The following is a 22002-nucleotide window of genomic DNA, read 5'->3' on the forward strand; positions in this document are numbered from 1 at the left end:
ACGGGCAAAGACAGCATTTGGATCGCCGCTTACAGTGATACTGCGCCGCAGGTGATCAACCCTGCCACGCGGGCAACAGCGATAGAAGCTTTGAGCGCGATACTGGATGCGGCCACGTTGAAAGATCAGCGCGTGTTTATGGGGTTCGACTTTGCCTTTGGTTACCCTCAAGGGTTTTCAAAAGCGCTGGGCCCACAGGCCGATTGGCGCGATGTTTGGGCGTTGATTGCGGATGAAGTCGTCGATGGCGATGACAACTCCAACAACCGCTTTGATACGGCTGCCAAGCTCAACGCGATGTTCGAAACAGATGGCCCGTTTTGGGGCAATGGTTTGAGCCGCGACATTGCCGGCTTGCCGCGTAAAAAACCGACGGGCTGGAGCGATACTTTGCCTGCAAACAAACGCCGTGCAGAGACTTGCGCCACAAACGCGCAAGAAGTGTGGAAACTGTCGGGCGCGGGTTCCGTCGGCGGGCAGGCTTTGACAGGTATCGCGCAGCTTGAACATTTGCGTCAGTCCCGCAACGATCTGACCATTTGGCCGTTTCAAACTTTTGGCGAGGGGCGTGGCCATGTGGCCGCCGAGGTTTTTCCGTCATTGATTGATATCCCTAAATGCGGCGATCAAGCCCATGATAAAACTCAGGTCGAAACGCTGGCTCGGGCTTTGCGCAAGCTTGATTTGGATGGAAATCTATCTGCCGTTATGAGTTCCCCTCAAAACAGCGCCGATATCGTGAATCACGAGGCAAGCATTCTTGGGTTGGGTCACAAGACGTTATTGCAAAAGGCCGCTGATCCCCCCGTGACACCAATCAAAAAGCCGAACTCCTTCATGCGCCCTTACACTAAAGATCCGCAATCAATCTATGCACAATCCTTTGCAACGGTACGTGCCGAGGCCAAGCTGGATCGATTCGATGCAGGCATGGAACGCCTCGCTATTCGCCTGATCCACGCCTGCGGCATGATCGAAGTGGCAGATCGGCTGGCCTATTCACAGAACGCCTATCTTGCAGGACATGAAGCGCTGGCAAACGGCGCGCCGATCCTGTGCGATTGCGAAATGGTTGGCGCGGGTATCATCCGTCGGTATCTGCCAGCAGGCAATCAGGTCATCGTCACGTTGAACGACACCCGCACGCCCGATCACGCCAAGGCCATCGGCAACACGCGCTCTGCGGCGGCTGTGGATTTTTGGGCCGACCATTTGGACGGGGCCGTTGTGGCCATCGGCAATGCGCCAACGGCGCTGTTTCACCTGCTAGAGCTCATCGACCAAGGCGCGCCAAAACCTGCTGTGATCCTTGGCTTTCCAGTTGGTTTTGTCGGGGCGGCGGAATCCAAAGCTGAACTGGCAGGCAACCCAAGAGGTTGCGATTTCGTGGCCTTGCGGGGGCGTCGGGGGGGCTCTGCCATCGCTTCCGCTGCAGTGAATGCATTGGCTGTCGGCTTGCCGGAAATCGGCGAATGAGCGCTTGGCTGCACATCATTGGCATGGGTGATAACGGGCTGGAGAGCCTGACGCCCGCGACCCGTGCAGTGTTGCAAGCGGCTGACGTGATTGTCGGGGCCGAACGTCATCATGCCCTGACGGTTTCGCTGAGTGGTGAACGCATCAGCTGGCCGTCACCGTTTAGCGCGCTCACTGAGACACTTAAAACCTTGCACGGCAAACAGGTGGCGGTCTTGGCCACGGGCGATCCGCTTTGGTATTCCGTCGGTCCTATGATTGCCAAACATTTCGCACCGTCTGACATGCTCTTTCATCCGCAGGTTTCAGCCTTTCAACTCGCCTCTGCGCGCATGGGATGGAGCCTGTCTGGCGTGGAAACGCTTACAGTTCATGGGCGTCCCGCAGAAACTATGCTGCCGTTTCTCGCCCCTGACCAAAAACTCATTTTGCTCACCAACGGGTCCGAGACACCTGCAATGATTGCAGCGCTTTTGACCGCTCGTGGTTACGGCGGCACGCGGATGACCGTGTTGGCCCATATGGGTGGCACAAGTGAAGCGCGCTTTGACGGCACTGCGGCAACTTGGACGCATGAGGTGCCTGATTTTCACAGTCTCGCGATTGATTGTATTTTGGATGCTGGCGTGGCCCCGTTGCCCCGCGTTGGTTTACCTGATGAGGTCTTTGTCTCGGACGGAACCATGACCAAACGCGACATTCGCGCTGTGACACTGGCCAAGCTTATGCCAATGCGTGGCGCGTTGCTTTGGGACATCGGCTGTGGTTCAGGTTCTGTGGCAATCGAATGGATGCGCGCCGCCAAAAACGCGCGTGCTATCGGCATCGAGCGTCGCGCAGATCGTCGTGCGATGGCATTGGAGAATGCCGTCACGTTGGGCGCACCCAATCTGCGTATTATGGACGGCGAAGTGCCTGACGCTTTGCACGGTTTGGACGCTCCCGATGCGGTCTTTATTGGTGGAGGATTGTCGCAAGACAGTTTTGAGGCGGCGTGGTCCGCGCTCAACCCCCACGGGCGATTGGTCGCCAATGCGGTGACGCTTGAAGGCGAAGCTGTGCTGTTTGATCTGTTTCAAAAACATGGCGGTGATCTGACACGTATCGCCATCAGTCGCGCCGAACCTGTTGGGCGTCTAACGGGCTGGCGCGCGGCGATGCCGCTGACGCAATGGAGCATCGTAAAACTATGACCAAGGTAAAACGTGGCCCCGAAAAAAAGGGCAAAGTCTACGGCATTGGCCTTGGACCTGGTGATCCCGAATTGATGACGCTGAAAGCGGCGCGGCTTATTCGCGAGGCGCGCGTGATTGCCTATCCAACCCTTGCTGGCGGTGCGTCTTTTGCACGTGCCATCGCTGCCGATTTCATCACGTCTGGCACACGCGAAATCGTCATGGACGTGCCGATGACCGTCGCGCGCGGACCTGCGCAATCTGCCTATGATCAAGGCGCGGTTGAGATTTCTGAGGCTCTAAACGCAGGCCAGAACGTTGTTATTTTGTGCGAAGGCGATCCGTTTTTCTATGGCTCGTTCATGTATCTTTTCGCACGGCTCAAATCATCCTTTGAGGTCGAGGTTGTGCCCGGTGTGACCTCTGTCACCGCCTGCGCTGCCGTGGCTGGCTTGCCGCTGGTGGCGCGCAACGAGGTGATGACGGTTTTGCCCGCGCCCCTTGATGACGCAGCTTTGATTGAGAAACTGGCGACCAGTGACACTTTGGTGTTGATGAAGCTGGGGCGCCATTTCCCCCGCGTGCGTGCGCTGATCGAAGCCGCTGGGCTGACTGCAAATTCCGTTTATATCGAACGCGCCACTGGCGTGGACGAAGTTGTGAAACCACTGAAAGACGCGCCTGATGTGGCACCGTATTTCTCTATGATTTTGATTGTGAAAGGGGCCGATCCGTGGCTGTAAAACCCGTCGTCCTATGTCTGAACCGCTCTGGCGAAGAGGTGGCCCGCAAGGTCGCCACATTGCTTGGCGCTGAACTTCATGGCCGTGAAAACCGTACATCTTGCGAAGTGACCTTTGCCAACGCACTGGACCACGCGCGCGATTTATTCGCTGCTGGCGTGCCGATTGTGGGGGTCTGTGCCTCTGGCATTTTGATCCGTGCTGTGGCGCCTTTGTTGTCGGATAAACGTAGCGAGCCACCGGTGTTGTCTGTGTCAGACGATGGTGCTGTTGTGATCCCCCTTTTGGGTGGTCATCGCGGTGCAAACCGCATGGCGCGCGAGATTGCTATTGGCATCGGTGCGCAAGCGGCCGTGACCACCGCTGGTGATATCGGACTTGGTATTGCCTTGGACGAGCCGCCTTTGGGCTATCGTTTGGCAAACCCTGAGGATGCAAAGAACGCCATGGCGACGCTTTTGTCAGGCGAAGGTGTCAGTTTGGTGGGCGACAACATCTTTGGCATCGAAGATGTAGATGGCGCAGTCGAACTATGTGTCACTGATGCGCCTGTTCAGGGGCATGCCGACAAGCTGGTCTATCATCCGCAGCGCTATGCTTTGGGGGTTGGATGTGCACGCAATGCAGACCCTGAAGAGTTGTGGGATCTGGTGCAAAAAACGTTGTATGACAATGGGATTGCTGCCGGTGCAATTGCATCTGTGAACACCATTGATTTGAAAGCGGACGAACCCGCGATGAACCGATTGGCGGCACGTTTGAATGTGCCGTTGCGTTTGTTCACAGCCGCAGAGTTGGAAGAACAAGCCGCAGATTTGGCAAACCCATCCGAAGTGGTTTTTGCTGAAGTGGGCTGTCACGGCGTGTCCGAGGGCGCGGCTTTGGCCGCTGGCGGCACGCTCAGCGTTGAAAAGCAAAAGACGGCCAATACCACTTGCGCTTTGACGCGCGCCGATGCGCCGATTGTCGAGTTTGCAGGCCGTGCCCGTGGGCGATTGTCTGTGGTTGGCATTGGGCCAGGGCAAGCCGCATGGCGCACGCCTGAGGTGTCGAAATTGGTGTCACAAGCCGAAGAACTTGTGGGCTATGGCTTGTACATCGATTTGCTTGGGCCTTTGGCTGCGGGCAAGATACGGTCTGATTTTCCGCTTGGCGGTGAAGAAGACCGATGCCGTTACGCGCTTGAACAAGCCGCGTTGGGCAAAAACGTAGCACTGGTGTGCTCTGGCGATGCGGGCATCTATGCCATGGCGGCTTTGGTGTTTGAACTGCTTGATCGCGGTCCGAATGAGCATGGCGTGTCAGACGCAGCGCACCGTGTCGAGGTTGTGTGTTCCCCCGGTGTGTCCGCGCTGCAAGGCGCTGCTGCGCGTGCTGGTGCGCCTTTGGGGCATGATTTCTGCGCCATCTCATTGTCTGATTTGTTGACACCGCGCGCTGATATTGTGCGTCGTTTGAATGCTGCCGCTGAGGGCGATTTTGTCATCGCCTTCTACAATCCTGTGTCGATCAAGCGCCGGACATTGCTGGCTGAAGCCCGTGACATTTTGTTGAAGCATCGCCCTGCGGATACGCCTGTGATGTTGGCCTCGAACCTTGGTCGTCCAACCGAAAAGGTGCGCTACCGTCGCCTTGATGAGCTGGAGGTGGATGAGGTCGATATGCTGACTGTTGTTTTGGTTGGATCAAGCAATTCACGTCTTGCTCAACTGGGCGAAGGGCCGCGTATGTACACGCCGCGCGGCTATGCCCGTAAAATTGATGGAGACCTCTCATGACCGTTTACTTTATTGGCGCGGGGCCAGGTGATCCTGAATTGTTGACCAAAAAGGCTGAGCGTTTGATCGGTGAGTGCCCTGTGTGTCTATACGCCGGCTCACTTGTGCCCGCCGAAGTGGTCGCAGGCGCGCCGACGGGCGCGTTGGTAATGGACACAGCGCCGATGACATTGGACGACACCCATGCCCAAATAAAGCTGGCGCATGACAAGGGCCAAAATGTTGCACGCGTACACAGCGGTGATCCGTCTTTGTATGGTGCTATCGCTGAGCAGATCCGCCGTTTGCGTGCAGATGGCATTGATTATGAAATCATCCCTGGCGTGCCAGCTTATGCTGCGGCTGCGGCTGCTTTGGGACAAGAACTCACCATTCCTGAGATCGCACAGTCCATCGTTTTGACCCGTGTTTCTATGAAATCCACATCAATGCCCGCAGGCGAAACCTTGGAAAATTTTGCCAAAACGGGGGCCACTTTGGCGATCCATTTGGGCGTGCGTAACTTGCGCGAAATAGAACGTCAACTTGTGCCGCACTATGGCGCAGACTGTCCTGTGGCCGTGGCGTACCGTGTTGGTTGGCCCGATCAAATGATGATTCGCGGCACCTTGAGCGACATTCGTGAAAAGGTCCGCGCCGAAAAAATCACGCGCACAGCGTTGATTTTGGTGGGGCCTGCACTTGGCGAAGTGGCTGATTTTAAAGACTCTGCGCTATATGACCCTGCCATGCCGCACGTTCTACGGCCAAAGGTGAAATCTTAGAGTGCCAAAAACAATTGTGTGTTGAGTGTCATATAAGGTTAACTTGACCTCAACTATGTTCCGTCCATGGTAAGGACACTCGACAACAAACGTTTTTGGAGACGTCATGTCCGAATATATGCCTGAATTCTTACCCAAAGAAGTTCTTGAGGGCCTCGAGCTTGCGCGCAAGCGAGATTCGAAACGTCGCTCACGTCTTCGGGTGCGCACTGAGCTGGGTGTCTACCCGATCTTAAAGCTGTGGGATGAAGGTTTCACAGTCGCGCGCGATAATGCGGATCAGTTGCGCGGGCTTGTCGGTATCTATGACGGTGCGCGCCATCTGTATCAGGCGTTGATTGTGGCGTCGCATGATGACGGTTTCACAATGAGCTTTGACTTTAAGCGTTCAACGGCGACCACTGATCGCCCTGCTTTGGACTATGACCAAAACGAGGACGCTCCGGTTGCTTTGTTGCCGCACCACTGAGTGACACGGCAACAAAGGCGTTTTTATTGTAGGTCACCAAAAGCTTTTGCCAGACGTTCGGTGGCTTCAATCACCACACTGCGCGGTGTCGCTAAATTGAACCGCAGATAGGTATCTCCGCCCGCGCCAAAGGTCGGCCCGTGGTTTGGCGCAATTTTGGCAACCTCTTGGACACGCTTTGTAAATTCATCACGGCTCACGCCTGTGCCCGCAAAATCCACCCATGCCAAATATGTCGCTTCAAGCGGCATGGATTTCAGTCCCGGAATGGCATTGATCGCAGCATCAAACAGGCGGTGATTTTCGGCCAAATACGCGACCAGATCATCGACCCATGCGGCCCCTTCAGGGGAATAGGCGGCTGTCGCCATGGCCAAACCAAACGAATTGGGTGAGATCCCATGCCCCATCATGCGTTTGGCAAAGCGCTTGCGCAAAGTTGCGTCTTCGATGATCACATTGCCAGAATGCGTGCCCGCGATGTTAAAAGTTTTTGTAGTGGCGCTCATCATCACCAGACGATCTGTGATGTCTTTGAGCGCGGCCATTGGGGTATGTTTGGAGCCAGAGAATACCAAATCGTGGTGTATCTCGTCAGAGACTAAAATCAAATCATGGCGTTTGCAAAAATCTGCGACACCTTGCAGTTCATCCGTGGTCCAAACACGTCCGCCCGGATTGTGCGGTGAGCACAGAATGAACATGGTCTCATGTCCCTTCATCTGTGCGTCCCACGTATCGAAATCCATCACGTATTTGCCATCGTCTAACGCCAGTTGGCATTCGACAACTTCGCGCTCGGCCGCTTTGATGGTGCGGGCAAAGGCGTGATACACAGGCGTCATCAACACGATGCCGTCGCCTTGGGTTGTAAACGTATCAAGACACATGCCTGTGCCATGAACCAAACCGTGGGTGGTGAAAATCCAGTTGGCGTCAACATCCCAACCGTGGCGGTTTTTCATCCACCAGCGGATCGCATCCGTGTAGGCTGTCTCGTCACCGAAATACCCAAAAATGCCATGCGCAGACATATCCCTTATGGCGTTTTGCACACAGTTTGGCGGGCGAAAGTCCATATCGGCCACCCACATCGCGATGCCATCCTTGGCTGAAACGCCATAAATCGGCTCCATCATATCCCATTTGGCGCAATGCGTTCCAAAGCGCGGGATGATCTCGTCAAAGGGGGATGTGTCGGTCATGGGCTGTCCTCGTTGTTTGAACAGACTCTAGTCACGGCTTTTGGAAAAGAAAAACCACTTTTTTTGTTTCTTCGCCCACATAGCGTGATGGGGTGATATTGCACCAGGGCGTGCAAAAGATTACATGCTTGGGCATGACACTTAAACCGATCTTGATCCATCCCGACCCGCGCCTGAAAAAGGCCTGTGACCCTGTAAGCACTTTTGACAAAGAGCTGGCAGCGCTGACAGATGATATGCTTGAAACCATGTATGACGCGCCGGGCATCGGCTTGGCCGCACCGCAGATCGGCGTGATGAATCGCTTGATCGTCATGGATTGCGTCAAAGAAGAGGGTGGGACGCCCGAACCCATGGCGCTGATCAACCCAAAAGTGGTTTGGGAAAGTGAAGAGCAAAACGTCTACGAAGAAGGCTGCTTGTCGATCCCCGGTCAATACGGTGACGTTGAGCGCCCTAAAATGGTGCGGGTGACGTGGCAAGATGTAACTGGTGCTGAAAAAGAACAAGAATTCGACGCCTTGTGGGCGACCTGCGTGCAGCATGAAATCGATCACTTGGACGGCAAGCTGTTCATCGATTACCTAAAGCCAATGCGACGCCAAATGATCACGCGCAAAATGCAAAAGTACAAACGCGAATTGGCGCGCGAGTAAACTGAATTGAGTTGTGGGCTCACCAGCGCCGGCGACACATTCTCCGCTGCCCTCAATTGAATGGTGCCCCATGACCTCACGCGCTTTTATTCCCTATCCCGACAAACGCCTTAAAACTGTGTGTACACTGGTTGAGGCCATCACGGATGAGATTCGTCTAATTTGGGCCGACATGGTCGAAACAATGGATGCGATGCCGGGCTACGGTTTGGCGGGGCCGCAGATCGGCGTGCTGCAACGTCTCGCTGTGGTGGATTGTTCTGAGGAACGCGGCAAAGCCGTTCTGATGGCGAATCCTGTCGTGCTTCACGCATCTGCACAACCGCGCGAACATGAAGAAGCCTCGCCCAATTTATCCGGTATGTCAGCTGTGATCTCGCGCCCGCGCGCTGTGACCGTTCAGTTTTTGAACGAACAGGGCGAGATAGAAGAACGAGATTTCGTGAACCTCTGGGCGACATCGGTGCAGCACCAGATCGATCATTTGAACGGCAAAATGTATTTCGACAATCTCAAGCCAGTCAAACGCCAAATGTTTTTGAAAAAAGCCAAGAAAACAGGAGCAATGAAATGAAGGTGATTTTCATGGGCTCGCCCGCGTTTTCTGTGCCTGTTCTTGACGAATTGCTAGCAGCTGGCCACGAGATCGCTTGCGTCTATTGCCAGCCGCCACGTCCAGCGGGACGCGGCAAAAAAGATCGCCCAACACCGGTTCACGCGCGTGCTGAAGAATTGGGATTGATGGTGCGCCATCCGCTTAATTTCAAAGACCCTGCAGATGTGGCTGAATTCGCTGCCTTGCAAGCCGATGTTGCCGTGGTCGTGGCTTATGGTTTGCTGTTGCCGCAAGCATTGCTCGATGCGCCTGCCAAGGGCTGTTTGAACATTCACGCCTCTTTGCTACCACGCTGGCGTGGGGCCGCGCCGATCCATCGCGCTATTCTCGAGGGCGATGATGAAACGGGCGTGTGTATCATGCAGATGGAAGCGGGACTTGATACTGGCCCTGTAGTGTTGCGTCTTGAGACAGATATTGAGGCCGAAGACACCACCGAGACGTTGCATGACCGCTTGTCCGAAATTGGGGCTGCAGCGATTGTCGATACGTTGTTTGCGCTTGATACACTGACACCTGAGGCGCAGCCTGTTGAGGGCGTCACCTACGCCAAGAAAATCACCAAGGACGAGGCGCAAATCGATTGGTCGCAGCCCGCGCACAAAGTCGATCGCCAAATCCGCGGGCTGTCGCCTTTTCCCGGGGCTTGGAGCACCTACAATGGTGAGCGAATCAAGTTCCACATGTCTAAAGTCAGCGATGCGATAGGTGCAGCTGGCGAAGTCGTCGGACCGTTCACAATCGCTTGCGGGAAAGGCGCGGTGGAGATTCTCACTGCGCAGCGCGAAGGAAAACGTGCTATGCCAGTAGCAGAGATCTTGAAAGGTCTCGATTTGCCTGCCGGCACGACATTTGAGTGAGGGTATAAAATGTTTCCAGTTCTGATCGGCACAGTGGTGATCGCTGGAATCGTTGGGTACACCACTGAAAAAACGGGCTTCACCAAAAACGGTTATCTGCAGTCGATCATCATTTGTGTCGGCGGCGCGTTTTTAGCCTATTTTATCAAGCTTATGTTTGGCATTGGTCTGCGCCCTGCTGGTGTGAACGCTATTGTTTCTTCGCTTGGGGCCTTGATCATCGTGCCAACGCATTGGCGCAAAAGAAGATAGGATCAAACCATGCCCGTTCTTATGCTTATCATCATCGGTGCTGCTGCTGGATTTCTGGCCACGCGTGTCATGAAGCTCGACGCCAGTATCTTGATGACTGTCGCGATTGGCGTCGCAGGAGCCTTGATTGGCGGGCTGATCTTGCGTGCCGTTAGCGTTCTTGCAGGTGCATTGGGCGGTTTTGTCGGCGCTGTTTTAGGCGCGCTGATTTTGATTTGGGCTTGGAAAAAACTAAAAGACAAACGCTAAATGTTTGCGCTGCCTGCCATCCCAGACATGGCGCATTCTCATCAGCCTATATATTTGGCTGATGTGTCGACCAAGTTGATGGTTCGTTGTGTGGTGCCTTGGCATTGCTGGCACGTGGTATCTCTAGAAATTTACACACGAGGCGGACGGGATTTGTAACTTGGCAACGCCCAACCGAACACGATGCTGCCCGCGCGCAGCGCAAAGGTCAAAACACCACAGGCAAGATACGTGTAAACCGCAGGCAGTTCGAAATGCGATCCGACCACCATAGCCACAGATCCAGCGAAAGCGGCTGTAACGTAAAGCTCGCCTTGCTTTAAAACAAGTGGGACTTCGTTGCACACCACATCACGCATCAGGCCGCCAAAACTGCCTGTGGCAACCCCCATCAAGACGACGATGGCTGGGGCGTGGCCCAGTTTTAAAGCCACACCTGCGCCTGCAGAAACTGCCACTCCAAGTGCAATAGAATCTGCCCAGACAATGGCTTTCAGACGGCTTTCCAACCGGTGTGCGGTGAAGAAAACGATAATCGCGGTCACAACAGCCACAACGATATAGGTGGGTTCCGCAATCCAAAAAACGGAATCACGGTTGAGCAACACATCGCGAATGGTGCCGCCGCCGACAGCGGTCAAGCAGGCGATAAATGCAAACCCGATCAAATCAAGCTGCTGGCGTGACGCCACCAAAGCGCCGGACAAGGCAAACACCAAAACGGAGGCGTAATCCAAGAGCGCCAGAGGACTCATGCGCGTGTCTTTTTATAAGGTGCCATGCCTGCGCGCGCCAATTCATCGGCGTGCTCGTTTTCTGCGTGCCCCGCGTGGCCTTTGATCCATTTCCACGTGACTTTATGCGTTGCTTGGGCGGCGTCGATACGTTGCCAAAGGTCAACGTTTTTCACGGGTTTTTTGTTGGAGGTCTTCCATCCGTTGCGCTTCCAGCCGTGAATCCAGCTTGTGACGCCGTTTTTCACATAAGCGCTATCGGTCGTGATTGTGATGTCTGTTGGGCGGGTCAGAGTTTCCAGCGCGTTGATCGCTGCCAAAAGTTCCATCCGGTTGTTCGTGGTATCCGCTTCGCCGCCTTTAAGTTCGCGTTCTTTCAAAACGGTAGCGCCATCCATAGCGCGCATCAAAGCGCCCCAGCCCCCGGGCCCAGGGTTTCCAGAGCATGCACCATCGGTCCAAGCGTGAATTTCGGGCATGTCTGTCACTTTCTGTAGGGGCTAACTTTGTATCGACTAAGCGGGCAGGCGCAGCACGCGTGGGACTTTGAATTCGATGTTTTCTTGCGCGGTTTCGACCAACTCGACCGTCACGTCAAAACGCGCACGGAAGGCGTCGATCACCTCGTTGACCAAAACCTCAGGGGCAGACGCGCCGGCGGTGATGCCGATGGACGAGATTCCCGTCAATGCGCGCCAGTCGATATCTGTCGCGCGCTGCACCAATTGCGAGTAAGCGCAGCCATTGGCGGACCCGACTTCGACAAGGCGTTTCGAATTGGATGAATTCGGCGCGCCGATCACCAAAAGCCCATCGATTTTGGCAGCAATAGCTTTGACCGCGGCTTGGCGGTTGGTCGTGGCGTAGCAAATGTCTTCTTTATGAGGGCCAACGATGGTCGGAAACCGCGTGCGTAGCGCATCAATGATATCGATTGTGTCATCAACCGACAGAGTGGTCTGGGTGATAAACGCCAATTTATTTGGATCGCGTACGGTGAGGCCTGCCACATCTGCAGGCGTCTCGACCAACAAAACTTCGCCGTCGGGCAGCTGCCCCATTGTTCCGATGGTCTCAGGATGACCCTCGTGACCGATCATTACCATTTGCAAGCCAGCCTCTGAGTGGCGTTCGGCTTCGATATGGACCTTGGACACCAGTGGGCAGGTGGCATCTACATATACCATTTCGCGCTTTGCGGCTTCTGTGGGCACGGCCTTTGGCACGCCATGCGCAGAGAAGATGACTGGGCGATCATCGGGGCACTCGTCCAGTTCTTCGACAAATACGGCACCTTTGTCGCGTAGCGAATCGACCACGAATTTATTGTGAACGATTTCGTGGCGCACATAGACAGGCGCGCCCCATTTCTCGATCGCCAGCTCAACGATTTTTATTGCGCGGTCCACACCAGCGCAAAACCCACGCGGCGCAGCAAGATACAAAGTAAGTTTTGGTTTGGTCAAAGTGTGCGTCATCGGCCCATCCATTCTTTGAACAATATCTAAGCCGCCAACAGCTGCGCGTCCATGGGCGGACTAAGAATTATTGCGCAAATAAAACACCCCCCACGCGGCCAAAGCGACGGGGAGCGGAAATTTAGCAGACTGCTGAAATCGTTTGACGATCTATTCAGGTGTTAACGCAGGCTGAGGTGGCTCATACGCTTCACGAGATGGGCGCCCTAGAACATCTTTAAGTTCTTCCAGCTCGATAAAATTGTCCGCTTGGCGGCGCAACTCATCTGCGATCATTGGCGGTTGAGAGCGGATTGTAGAAACAACCGAAACACGCACGCCCTGACGCTGTAAGCTTTCAACCAGAGGCCTAAAATCACCGTCGCCAGAGAATATAACTATGTGGTCCACATGTGGAGCCAGCTCCATCGCGTCGACAGTTAATTCGATGTCCATGTTGCCTTTGATTTTACGGCGACCCATGGAGTCTGTAAATTCTTTGGCAGGCTTGGTCACCATGGTGAAGCCGTTATAATTGAGCCAATCGACCAAAGGGCGGATTGGTGAGTAGTCATCATTCTCGAGCAGCGCAGTGTAGTAAAACGCGCGCAGAAGCTTTCCGCGGCGCATGAATTCCTGACGAAGCAATTTGTAATCGATATCAAACCCAAGGGCTTTGGCCGCAGCGTAGAGGTTCGATCCGTCGATGAACAGAGCGAGACGTTCATCTCTATAGAACATTCGATTAGTCCTTTTTTTAGTTGGGGTGCGCAGCCCAAAAAAAATTGAAGCGCATGGTATGGTCCCACGAGAAATAGTATGAAATCGCGACTAGTGAAACATGTCTAAATATATAGGGATAAGAACTTGCTGCGAGACAAAAATTTGCAACTCGCGAAAAATCGCGCAGTTGTCGCATTCGGCGGAAATTTGCCATCCTTGATTGGCGCTTCTGTGGAAACAATCACTGCTGCTTTGGTTGAATTAGCTGCACATGACGTCGAGGTGACGGGCCGGAGTAATTTTTTTCAAACGCCATGTTTTCCGGCAGGAACTGGGCCGGACTACGTGAATTTGGTTGCCATTGTGTCAACGCCTCACAATCCTGAGACATTGTTGGAGCACCTGCATGAAGTCGAGGCAAAATTTGGGCGGGCACGAGATAAGCGCTGGGCTGGTCGCACTCTAGATATAGACATATTATCATATGATAATCTGATAGTTCCGAATTTAGATACCTACCACCGATGGGTGGATTTGCCGGTGCAGTCGCAGATGAAGGAGGCGCCGGAGGAACTCATACTGCCACATCCGCGCATCCAAGATCGCGGGTTTGTACTGATTCCTTTGTGCGATATTTGGCCTGAGTGGAAACACCCAGTTTCAGGCAAAACAGCTCAGATGCTTTGTGATGCTTTGCCAATAAGTGAAACCACAGGGATAAAACCTTTGTGAAACAGTGAAAAGGCGCCGTTTGACGGTCAAAGGTGCCTTGTCAATTGCGGGGCAAGCGCCTAAATAGGGCGCTTGTATCCCTCGCTCAGTTGGAATTGGAGATCTCATGGCTCGCGTCACAGTAGAAGATTGCGTTGATAAAGTTCCGAATCGCTTCGAACTTGTAATGCTTGCATCACATCGCGCTCGCGAAATTTCGGCTGGGTCGACTTTGACCGTTGACCGCGACAACGACAAAAACCCTGTTGTTGCTCTGCGCGAGATCGCTGACGAAACTCAACTGGCGTCCGCATTGCGGGAACGTCAAATCGAGTCCAACCAGACACAGATCGAAGTTGATGAACCAGAAGAAGACCAAATGGCGCTTCTTATGGGTCAAGAAACAGATCAACCTGTTGAAGATGATATGTCCGAAGAAAAACTTCTACGCGCATTGATGGAAGCCCAAGGGCAACAGTAATTTAGCGCCATGAGCTCTTAGCTCTGGCCTTTGCAAGAAGAGTGCGGACCGAATGATCGACGTCGAAGACCTGATCGCCTTGGTCCGCAACTACAATCCAAAAACCAATGCTGACCTGATTCGTGAGGCATATGCCTACGGAAGCGAGATGCACGAAGGTCAGTTCCGCCACTCGGGCGAGCCGTACTTCTCTCATCCTGTTGCTGTTGCTGCGATTTTGACCGAGCAAGCCCTTGATGATGCGACCATCATTACGGCGCTGCTGCATGACACCATAGAAGATACCAAGTCGACCTATAGTGAGGTCGAGCGTAAGTTTGGCACGGATGTGGCCGAGCTTGTGGATGGCGTCACTAAGCTGACCAATCTACAGCTGTCTAGTTCCGAGACCAAACAGGCTGAAAACTTCCGCAAGTTGTTCATGGCGATGTCTAAAGACCTACGTGTGATTTTGGTCAAGCTGGCGGATCGATTGCATAATATGCGCACGATCAAATCCATGCGCCCTGAAAAGCAACTCCAAAAAGCCCGCGAAACCATGGATATCTTTGCGCCGCTCGCAGGCCGCATGGGGATGCAATGGATGCGCGAAGAGCTTGAGGATCTCAGCTTTCGTGTGATCAACCCAGAAGCGCGTCATTCCATCATTCGCCGTTTTATCATGTTGCAGCGTGAAACTGGCGATGTGATCCATAAAATTACAAATGACATTCGCGCAGAGCTGGACCGTGAGGGCATCGAAGCGGATGTCTTTGGGCGGGCTAAAAAGCCGTATTCCATTTGGCGTAAAATGGAAGAAAAGCAGCAAAGTTTTTCACGTCTCTCCGATATCTATGGTTTTCGAATCATCACCGGTTCCGAAGGCGATTGCTACCGCACTTTGGGCGTGATTCACCAACGATGGCGCGCCGTGCCTACCCGCTTTAAAGACTATATTTCGCAGCCAAAAACCAACGGTTATCGTTCGATTCACACCACAGTTTCAGGTCGCGATGGCAAACGTGTTGAAGTGCAAATCCGCACACGCCAAATGCACGAGGTCGCCGAAGGTGGCGTGGCGGCACATTGGTCGTATCGCGATGGGGTACGTGCCAACAATCCATTTGCGGTTGATCCGGCCAAGTGGTTGGCAAAACTCACAGAGCGGTTTGAAAATTCGGATGATCACAGCGAATTTTTGGAACATGTTAAGCTGGAAATGTATTCCGATCAGGTGTTTTGTTTCACGCCCAAAGGGGAGGTGATCAAATTACCCAAAGGCGCGACCCCGCTTGATTACGCTTATTCCATTCACACCCGCATTGGTGACAGCTGCGTCGGCGCAAAGGTCGATGGCATTCGCGTGCCTCTTTGGACGCGGTTGAAAAACGGCCAATCCGTTGAAATTTTGACTGCGGAAGGCCAGCGCCCTCAAGGCACATGGTTGGATATTGTTGTGACGGGGCGCGCCAAAGCAGCGATCCGTAAGTCTTTGCGCGAAGAAGATCGGGAACGCTTTGTCAAACTTGGGCGTGAGTTGGCCCGTTTGGCTTTTGAACATGTGGGGAAGAAAGCTTCGGAAAAAGCATTAGCAACTGCCGCCAAGCAGTTATCTTTGCCCTCAACCGAAGAACTGCTGTCACGGATGGGGTCAGCTGAGTTGACAGCGACAGAGGTGATCAAAGCTGTCTACCCTGAGCTGGTACGTACCACTGGTGATGTCGATGCCAAGCGCGCCGTACTGGGCTTGAGCGAAAATCAAACTTATAATCGTGCCCAATGCTGCCAGCCTGTTCCAGGCGAGCGCATTTTGGGGATCACATATCGCGGCAAGGGTGTCATGTTGCATGCGATTGACTGCCTTGCGCTCGAAGAACTTGAGGCAGAAACGGATCGCTGGGTTGATCTTCAGTGGCATTCTGGACCGCACGGCGCGATTCACGCAGTGTCTTTGGACATCACGATTTCCAACGACACTGGCGTTTTGGGTCGTATTTGTACTTTGATAGGTGAACAAAAAGCCAATATTTCGGATCTCACTTTCATTGATAGAAAGCCAGACTTCTTTAGGGTGATCATCGATGCTGATGTACGAGACGTTGAGCACCTTCATGCTGTGATGTTGGCGCTTGAAGCTGAAAGCGACGTGGCGCGTGTGCGCCGTTACCGGGATTTGAATAGAAAGCCCTAATGGGCCCTTGAGGGAAAACGTGGTTTTCAAACGCCGAGATAAGCTGTCCCCAATCAAATGGGTGCAGCAGTGGGTTTGGCCTCGCGGGGGCTGGTCTCGCGCTGTTCGCTATATGAAGCTACGCCTCAACCGTTTGCCCGGAACCCCTGACAGCATTGCGCGCGGCGTTTTCGTTGGGGTATTTACGGCTTTCACGCCGTTTTTTGGTCTGCACTTTGTCATAGCCGCTATTCTGGCAAAACTCATGCGCGGCAATGTCTTGGCCGCAATTTTGGCCACATTTGCAGGCAATCCATTGACCTATTTGCCGATTGCTGTCGTCTCGTTAAAAACGGGGCACTTTATTCTGGGGTCGGAATTTGACTCCTATAAAGAACGATCGTTTGTTGGGAAGTTCTATGACGCCACCCACGATTTACTATACAATATCAAAGCACTTGTGACAGATGACGTCGCCAACTGGGATGGTGTTCTTCGGTTTGGAAACGATGTGTTCTACCCCTATCTGGTTGGCGGGCTGGTGGCTGGCATCCTCGCTGGCAGTGCTGCGTATTACGTTAGTTTGCCAATGTTTGCCGCGTTTCAAAAGCGCAGGCGTGGGCGTCTAAAGGCCAAGCTTGAAGAACTGCGCCGCAAAGCCGGAACCTTTAAGCCCAACAATAAGCAGTGACAATTTGAGTGATGGGGGCGATCAAAAATAGTCAGTTCCCTTTTGGCGCTGTCCGTCTATTTTGCATTCAAAGAGAGCAAAGCGCTTGCGGTGGAGTGGCACCCACTCGGTGCAGTGAGAAAGGCATCCGATGACTATAGTACCCCCATTGCGTTTGGGAATGAACATTGACCATGTGGCGACTGTGCGCAACGCGCGAGGATCGGCCTATCCTGATCCTGTGCGTGCGGCAAAACTGGCGGAAGAAGCCGGCGCTGATGGTATCACAGCCCATCTGCGCGAAGATCGACGCCACATAACAGATGCGGACATCGATGCGCTTGCTGAACATCTGACTGTACCGTTGAATTTTGAAATGGCGGCGACGCCTGAGATGCAAGCGATTGCGCTGCGTCACAAACCACACGCTGTGTGTATCGTGCCTGAAAAGCGCGAGGAGCGTACGACAGAAGGTGGTTTAGAGGTGGCGCGCGAAGAAAATAGCTTAGCGCATTTCATCGCTCCGCTGCGCGAGGCGGGCAGTCGTGTGTCGATCTTTATTGCAGCAGACCGAGCACAGATAGAAGCGGCGCATCGCATTGGTGCTGCCGTGGTTGAATTGCATACCGGTGCCTATTGCGATCTGCATGCTGAAGGCCAATTTGATGCCCGCGATAACGAACTAAAACGCCTGACCGAGATGGCAGATTTCGCCAACCACCTTGGGCTTGAGGTTCATGCGGGTCATGGCCTGACATATGAAACAGTGCAACCCATCGCGGTTTTGCCCCAAATTGTAGAATTGAATATTGGTCATTTCTTGATCGGAGAATCGATTTTCCGTGGCCTCAAACCCGCCATTCACGAAATGCGACGTTTGATGGATGAAGCGCGCAAGTGATTCCCTTTGCCGACCTTTGGCCAATTCTCTTAGGATGGGCGATTGCGGTAGGCTCTCCGGGGCCTGCCGTACTGGCGATCGCGGGGGCCTCGATGGGAGCTGGGCGCAAAAGCGGATTGGCTCTTGCATTGGGGGTCTGGAACGGATCCATGGTTTGGGCCAGCATTGCAGCCTTTGGGTTCGGTGCGCTTATGGTGTCCCATGCATGGGTGTTCGAGACGCTCAGGTATCTGGGCGCAGGTTATCTTTTATTCCTCGCGTTTAAGTCGGCGAAATCGGCCCTTCGCAGTGATACTATGCGCATTGCACCAAACGCCGATACTGTGCGCAAAGCATGGCTGCGCGGATTTTTAATTCATGTGATGAATCCGAAAGCTGCCTTGTTTTGGGGGGCGCTCTTCGCAGTTGTGATCCCGCAACAGGCGGCGCCAATTGCTGTGGCTCAAGTGGCCTTGTCGTGTTTGCTGACATCACTTGTTGTGATGTCTTTTATGGCTTTGTTGTTTTCAGCGCAGATCATTTCACAAGGGTATCTTCGGTTACACCGTGTTTTTGATGGCGCTTTTGCGACGCTTTTTGGCTATGCTGCGCTCAAAGTTGTCACATCGAAACTGGTTTAAAACACTTATGATCCTAGGCATCGGCACCGACCTTGCAAATATCGAACGGATTTCCGGCACGCTTGATCGCTTTGGTGATCGATTCAAAACCCGTGTGTTCACCGAGCTTGAGCAACACAAAGCTGAAAGCCGAAAAGATGTGGCGGGCACATACGCAAAACGTTGGGCCGCTAAGGAAGCTTGTTCAAAAGCTTTGGGCACAGGCTTGGCCATGGGCATTTCTTGGAAAGACATGGCCGTGACAAATATGGGCACAGGCCAGCCGACAATGCAGGTGACAGGCTGGGCCAAAGACCGTCTCGCGGCGATGACGCCAGAGGGGCACGAGGCCGTTATCCATGTGACGCTAACGGATGATCATCCTTGGGCGCAGGCTTTCGTGGTGATCGAGGCGCGCCCGCTTTAGCAAAATACGGCTGATGGCTTATAAATCTTGCCGAAACAGCGGTGTTTTGCGTGAGGAGCTTGACAGCGCCCGCGCCGCTAAGCATGAAACCCACAACAGGTTTGGCGCAAGTCCGCATATGTCCGATAAAGGTGAGATTTAAGATATGAGCACAGCAAAAGATTCCGTAACCGAAACGGTGAAAACCGTTGTTTATGCTCTGCTTATCGCAGGCATCTTTAGGTCCTTATTCTTCCAGCCATTCTTCATTCCGTCCAGCTCGATGAAAAGTACGCTGTTGATCGGTGATTTTCTGTTCGTGAACAAAATGAGTTACGGCTTCTCGGAATACTCCTGTCCCAAACTCGTGCGGTTCCTCTGCCCGATCTCTGGTCGTATTTTAGCGTCGGCCCCCGAGCGCGGCGATGTGGTTGTGTTCGAACATCCGACACAGCACCGTGCCTTTGTGAAGCGTTTGATCGGCCTGCCTGGCGACAAAATCCAGATGAAAAACGGCGTTTTGTTCATCAATGGCGTAGAATCCGTTCAGACACCTGATGGCGTCTTCTCTGAAACATTCGCGCCACAAGGCGCTGCGGGCAACACGCCACGCTGTGCCAATCGGGCCGTTGGCTTAGGCGGTGAATGTGTCAAAGAACGCTTTATCGAGACCTTTCCAAATGGCGACAGCCATAAGATTTTGAACATCGGCCAGTCACGCGTCGACGATACATCGGTGTTTACAGTGCCCAACTCCCAGTACTTCTTTATGGGCGACAATCGCGACAATTCAGCGGACAGCCGCATTGCGCAACCAACAGGCGTTGGGTTTGTGCCTGAAGAGTTCTTGCTGGGTCGTGTGGACCGCGTGATTTTCTCGGCGGCTGGCAAAAGGCTTTTCTACTTTTGGACATGGCGTTTGGACCGTTTCTTTGAGGAAATCGTGTGAAAATAGCTGCCGAACTCAAATCCTTTGAAGCGCGCCTTGGGCACAGTTTTAAAAACCCAGAGCATCTGACCCGCGCCGTGACGCACAGCTCTTTTTCGTCTGCCACGCGCCCTGACAACCAGCGTCTTGAATTTTTGGGCGACCGCGTTTTGGGTCTGAGCATGGCAGAGGCTTTGTTTGAGGCCGACACAGACGCCTCTGAGGGCCAGCTTGCGCCACGTTTCAATGCGCTTGTGCGCAAAGAGACCTGCGCGGATATCGCCCGCGATATCGATCTAGGGGCTGTTTTGAAATTGGGCCGCTCTGAAATGCTATCGGGCGGACGTCGCAAAGAAGCTCTGTTGGCCGATGCAATGGAAGCTGTGATCGCTGCAGTCTATAAAGATGCTGGATTTGACGTGGCCAAAGACGTCGTGCTGACCCTCTGGGGCAAGCGGATCAAAACCGTGGATGCAGACAGCCGCGACCCGAAAACGGCGCTGCAAGAATGGGCGCAGGCGCGCAAACAACAGCCCCCGAAATACGAAGAGGTAAAACGCTCTGGCCCCGATCACGCGCCAGTCTTTACCATCGAAGTACAGTTGCAAAGCGGGCAAACCATGCGCGCCGAGGCAACATCAAAACGCAATGCTGAGCAAGCCGCCGCCAAGGCGCTTTTGGATCAATTGGAGAGCGGACAATGACCGACGAAAAGACGACACGCGCGGGCTTTGTCGCCCTTATCGGTGAGCCCAACGCGGGCAAGTCCACTCTGTTGAACCGCATGGTGGGGGCCAAGGTCTCTATCGTGACGCATAAAGTCCAAACCACCCGCGCACGTATTCGCGGCGTGGCGCTTGAAGGCGATAGCCAGTTGGTGTTTGTCGACACACCTGGTATCTTTAAGCCCACGCGTCGTTTGGATCGCGCCATGGTGGCTGCCGCTTGGGGCGGCGCCGCAGATGCAGATGTTGTGGTGCTATTGATCGAAGCACATCGCGGCATGACCAAAGGCGTCGAAGCCATCTTGGAAGCCCTGTCCGAACGCACAGACACGCGCAATATTTCCTTGGCCATCAACAAGATTGACCGCGTTCCTGTGGACGTTTTGTTGGAACTGACCAGTAAAATGAACGAACGTTTCAACTTCAATAAGACGTTTTTGATCTCGGCTGAAAAAGGCCACGGCGTGGACGATTTGCGTGAATGGCTGGCGGCTGAAATGCCCGCCGGTCCGTGGCTTTACCCCGAAGATCAAATCGCCGATCTGCCGCTGCGCATGATCGCCGCCGAAATCACTCGCGAAAAGCTGACGCTGCAATTGCATCAAGAACTGCCCTATCAGTTGACGGTTGAAACCGAAAATTGGGAAGAGCGCAAAGACGGATCCGCGCGAATTGATCAAGTGGTCTACGTGATGCGTGACGGTCACAAAGGCATCCTTTTGGGCCACAAAGGCGAGACGATCAAACGGATTTCACGTGCGGCGCGCGAAGAGCTTAACGAATTTTTGGACCGCAAAGTGCACCTGTTCTTGCAGGTCAAAGTGCGCCCAAATTGGTTGGAAGAATCTGAACGCTACGGCGAAATGGGTCTTGATTTCAAAGACGGGAACTAAGCGCTCTTGGCACGTTTGACCGCTGATATTTGGGTGTCCGCCTATTTGACGCGTCTGCGTCTGGCGGACATTCCTGTTTTCGTCGTCAAGAAAGGCGACGCCACTGCAGGCGCGGTGATGATCAAGCTCAATACGTTGGATGGTCAAGCCGCCGCTTATCAACGTCAATTTGACATGATGGCGGATCGTCGTGAATGGGTTGAGCTGGCCCATGGCGCAGAGCGCGATGTCGATGCAGCGCTAAACAAGCAAGTCGGCTATGATCCTGATCTGTGGGTCATCGAAGTTGAGGACCGCGATGGTCGCACACTTTTAGACGAGGTCGGTCTGTCAGATTGACGCCGCCATTACGTCGGGGCACGATGGCCAGAGTGTGTCCATA

The 22002-nt window shown here is 53.8% G+C and carries 27 protein-coding genes; 22 read left to right on the forward strand and 5 right to left on the reverse strand.

Annotated elements, in window-relative coordinates:
* The first annotated feature begins 837 nt into the window (after positions 1-837).
* The 6 genes from WNY38_RS07615 to WNY38_RS07640 all read left to right on the forward strand — a co-directional run bounded on the left by WNY38_RS07615 (position 838) and on the right by WNY38_RS07640 (position 6405).
* Positions 838-1476, forward strand: a complete 639-nt coding sequence (locus WNY38_RS07615) for a precorrin-8X methylmutase (RefSeq protein ID WP_342856785.1) — start codon at positions 838-840, stop codon at positions 1474-1476.
* Positions 1473-2669 carry a precorrin-6y C5,15-methyltransferase (decarboxylating) subunit CbiE gene (gene cbiE, locus WNY38_RS07620; protein WP_342856739.1) on the forward strand — a complete coding sequence of 399 codons (1197 nt, stop codon included), beginning with the start codon at positions 1473-1475 and terminating at the stop codon, positions 2667-2669. Before WNY38_RS07615 ends, cbiE begins: the two co-directional genes overlap by 4 nt.
* Complete coding sequence (cobI, locus tag WNY38_RS07625; RefSeq protein ID WP_342856740.1) at positions 2666-3394, forward strand: precorrin-2 C(20)-methyltransferase; 729 nt, start codon at positions 2666-2668, stop codon at positions 3392-3394. The genes cbiE and cobI overlap by 4 nt, the downstream gene beginning before the upstream one ends.
* Entirely contained in the window at positions 3385-5172 is a 1788-nt protein-coding gene (cobJ, locus tag WNY38_RS07630) for a precorrin-3B C(17)-methyltransferase (protein ID WP_342856741.1), read from the forward strand. The genes cobI and cobJ overlap by 10 nt, the downstream gene beginning before the upstream one ends.
* Complete coding sequence (gene cobM / locus WNY38_RS07635) at positions 5169-5936, forward strand: precorrin-4 C(11)-methyltransferase (protein ID WP_342856742.1); 768 nt, start codon at positions 5169-5171, stop codon at positions 5934-5936. Before cobJ ends, cobM begins: the two co-directional genes overlap by 4 nt.
* A 106-nt stretch (positions 5937-6042) precedes the next feature.
* The gene (locus tag WNY38_RS07640) at positions 6043-6405 is read left to right on the forward strand and encodes a hypothetical protein (RefSeq protein ID WP_342856743.1); all 363 of its coding nucleotides are present in this window, start codon (positions 6043-6045) and stop codon (positions 6403-6405) included.
* Positions 6406-6428: 23 nt separating this feature from the next.
* Here the strand turns inward: WNY38_RS07640 and WNY38_RS07645 are convergent, their stop codons facing one another.
* Positions 6429-7610: a MalY/PatB family protein gene (locus WNY38_RS07645; RefSeq protein WP_342856744.1), complete on the reverse strand. Its 1182-nt coding sequence runs from the start codon at positions 7608-7610 to the stop codon at positions 6429-6431.
* A 134-nt stretch (positions 7611-7744) separates the two neighbouring features.
* On the opposite strand from WNY38_RS07645, the gene def (WNY38_RS07650) reads away from it, so the two are divergent.
* From def (WNY38_RS07650) to WNY38_RS07670, 5 genes are all read left to right on the forward strand, one after another.
* The gene (def, locus tag WNY38_RS07650) at positions 7745-8266 is read left to right on the forward strand and encodes a peptide deformylase (protein WP_342856745.1); all 522 of its coding nucleotides are present in this window, start codon (positions 7745-7747) and stop codon (positions 8264-8266) included.
* Positions 8267-8336: 70 nt separating this feature from the next.
* Positions 8337-8840: a peptide deformylase gene (gene def / locus WNY38_RS07655; RefSeq protein WP_342856746.1), complete on the forward strand. Its 504-nt coding sequence runs from the start codon at positions 8337-8339 to the stop codon at positions 8838-8840.
* On the forward strand, positions 8837-9742 hold the full coding sequence (fmt, locus tag WNY38_RS07660) for a methionyl-tRNA formyltransferase (RefSeq protein ID WP_342856747.1): 906 nt from the start codon (positions 8837-8839) through the stop codon (positions 9740-9742). The genes def (WNY38_RS07655) and fmt overlap by 4 nt, the downstream gene beginning before the upstream one ends.
* Positions 9743-9751: 9 nt before the next feature.
* Positions 9752-9994 (forward strand): hypothetical protein, encoded by a 243-nt coding sequence (locus tag WNY38_RS07665; protein WP_342856748.1) that lies wholly within the window; start codon positions 9752-9754, stop codon positions 9992-9994.
* Between the two features lie 9 nt (positions 9995-10003).
* Entirely contained in the window at positions 10004-10243 is a 240-nt protein-coding gene (locus WNY38_RS07670) for a GlsB/YeaQ/YmgE family stress response membrane protein (RefSeq protein ID WP_342856749.1), read from the forward strand.
* A 131-nt stretch (positions 10244-10374) separates the two neighbouring features.
* Here the strand turns inward: WNY38_RS07670 and WNY38_RS07675 are convergent, their stop codons facing one another.
* From WNY38_RS07675 to WNY38_RS07690, 4 genes are all read right to left on the reverse strand, one after another.
* Positions 10375-10998, reverse strand: a complete 624-nt coding sequence (locus WNY38_RS07675; protein ID WP_342856750.1) for a trimeric intracellular cation channel family protein — start codon at positions 10996-10998, stop codon at positions 10375-10377.
* On the reverse strand, positions 10995-11456 hold the full coding sequence (gene rnhA, locus WNY38_RS07680; protein WP_342856751.1) for a ribonuclease HI: 462 nt from the start codon (positions 11454-11456) through the stop codon (positions 10995-10997). The genes WNY38_RS07675 and rnhA overlap by 4 nt, the downstream gene beginning before the upstream one ends.
* A 36-nt stretch (positions 11457-11492) precedes the next feature.
* A complete protein-coding gene (ispH, locus tag WNY38_RS07685) occupies positions 11493-12443 on the reverse strand; it encodes a 4-hydroxy-3-methylbut-2-enyl diphosphate reductase (protein WP_342856786.1) in 951 nt (316 codons plus the stop codon).
* A 162-nt stretch (positions 12444-12605) separates the two neighbouring features.
* Complete coding sequence (locus tag WNY38_RS07690; RefSeq protein WP_342856752.1) at positions 12606-13175, reverse strand: NYN domain-containing protein; 570 nt, start codon at positions 13173-13175, stop codon at positions 12606-12608.
* A 126-nt stretch (positions 13176-13301) separates the two neighbouring features.
* Between WNY38_RS07690 and folK the strand changes: the two genes are divergently transcribed.
* From folK to WNY38_RS07745, 11 genes are all read left to right on the forward strand, one after another.
* Positions 13302-13889, forward strand: a complete 588-nt coding sequence (gene folK / locus WNY38_RS07695) for a 2-amino-4-hydroxy-6-hydroxymethyldihydropteridine diphosphokinase (protein WP_342856753.1) — start codon at positions 13302-13304, stop codon at positions 13887-13889.
* 106 nt (positions 13890-13995) lie between these two features.
* The gene (rpoZ, locus tag WNY38_RS07700; RefSeq protein ID WP_215942741.1) at positions 13996-14349 is read left to right on the forward strand and encodes a DNA-directed RNA polymerase subunit omega; all 354 of its coding nucleotides are present in this window, start codon (positions 13996-13998) and stop codon (positions 14347-14349) included.
* Positions 14350-14401: 52 nt separating this feature from the next.
* Positions 14402-16519, forward strand: a complete 2118-nt coding sequence (locus WNY38_RS07705; protein ID WP_342856754.1) for a bifunctional (p)ppGpp synthetase/guanosine-3',5'-bis(diphosphate) 3'-pyrophosphohydrolase — start codon at positions 14402-14404, stop codon at positions 16517-16519.
* Between the two features lie 61 nt (positions 16520-16580).
* On the forward strand, positions 16581-17189 hold the full coding sequence (locus tag WNY38_RS07710) for a DUF2062 domain-containing protein (protein ID WP_342856787.1): 609 nt from the start codon (positions 16581-16583) through the stop codon (positions 17187-17189).
* 130 nt (positions 17190-17319) lie between these two features.
* Positions 17320-18069, forward strand: a complete 750-nt coding sequence (locus WNY38_RS07715; protein ID WP_342856755.1) for a pyridoxine 5'-phosphate synthase — start codon at positions 17320-17322, stop codon at positions 18067-18069.
* Positions 18066-18689, forward strand: coding sequence for a LysE family translocator (locus tag WNY38_RS07720; protein ID WP_342856756.1), 624 nt, complete (start codon positions 18066-18068; stop codon positions 18687-18689). The genes WNY38_RS07715 and WNY38_RS07720 overlap by 4 nt, the downstream gene beginning before the upstream one ends.
* Positions 18690-18696: 7 nt before the next feature.
* Entirely contained in the window at positions 18697-19095 is a 399-nt protein-coding gene (gene acpS, locus WNY38_RS07725) for a holo-ACP synthase (RefSeq protein ID WP_342856757.1), read from the forward strand.
* 145 nt (positions 19096-19240) lie between these two features.
* Positions 19241-20023, forward strand: coding sequence for a signal peptidase I (gene lepB, locus WNY38_RS07730; protein WP_342856758.1), 783 nt, complete (start codon positions 19241-19243; stop codon positions 20021-20023).
* Entirely contained in the window at positions 20020-20706 is a 687-nt protein-coding gene (gene rnc, locus WNY38_RS07735; RefSeq protein WP_342856759.1) for a ribonuclease III, read from the forward strand. Before lepB ends, rnc begins: the two co-directional genes overlap by 4 nt.
* The gene (gene era / locus WNY38_RS07740) at positions 20703-21620 is read left to right on the forward strand and encodes a GTPase Era (protein WP_342856760.1); all 918 of its coding nucleotides are present in this window, start codon (positions 20703-20705) and stop codon (positions 21618-21620) included. Before rnc ends, era begins: the two co-directional genes overlap by 4 nt.
* Before the next feature lie 6 nt (positions 21621-21626).
* The gene (locus tag WNY38_RS07745; RefSeq protein WP_342856761.1) at positions 21627-21959 is read left to right on the forward strand and encodes a DUF1491 family protein; all 333 of its coding nucleotides are present in this window, start codon (positions 21627-21629) and stop codon (positions 21957-21959) included.
* The last annotated feature ends 43 nt before the right edge of the window (positions 21960-22002 follow it).

The organism is Pacificibacter sp. AS14 (assembly GCF_038899935.1).
GTDB lineage: Bacteria > Pseudomonadota > Alphaproteobacteria > Rhodobacterales > Rhodobacteraceae > Celeribacter.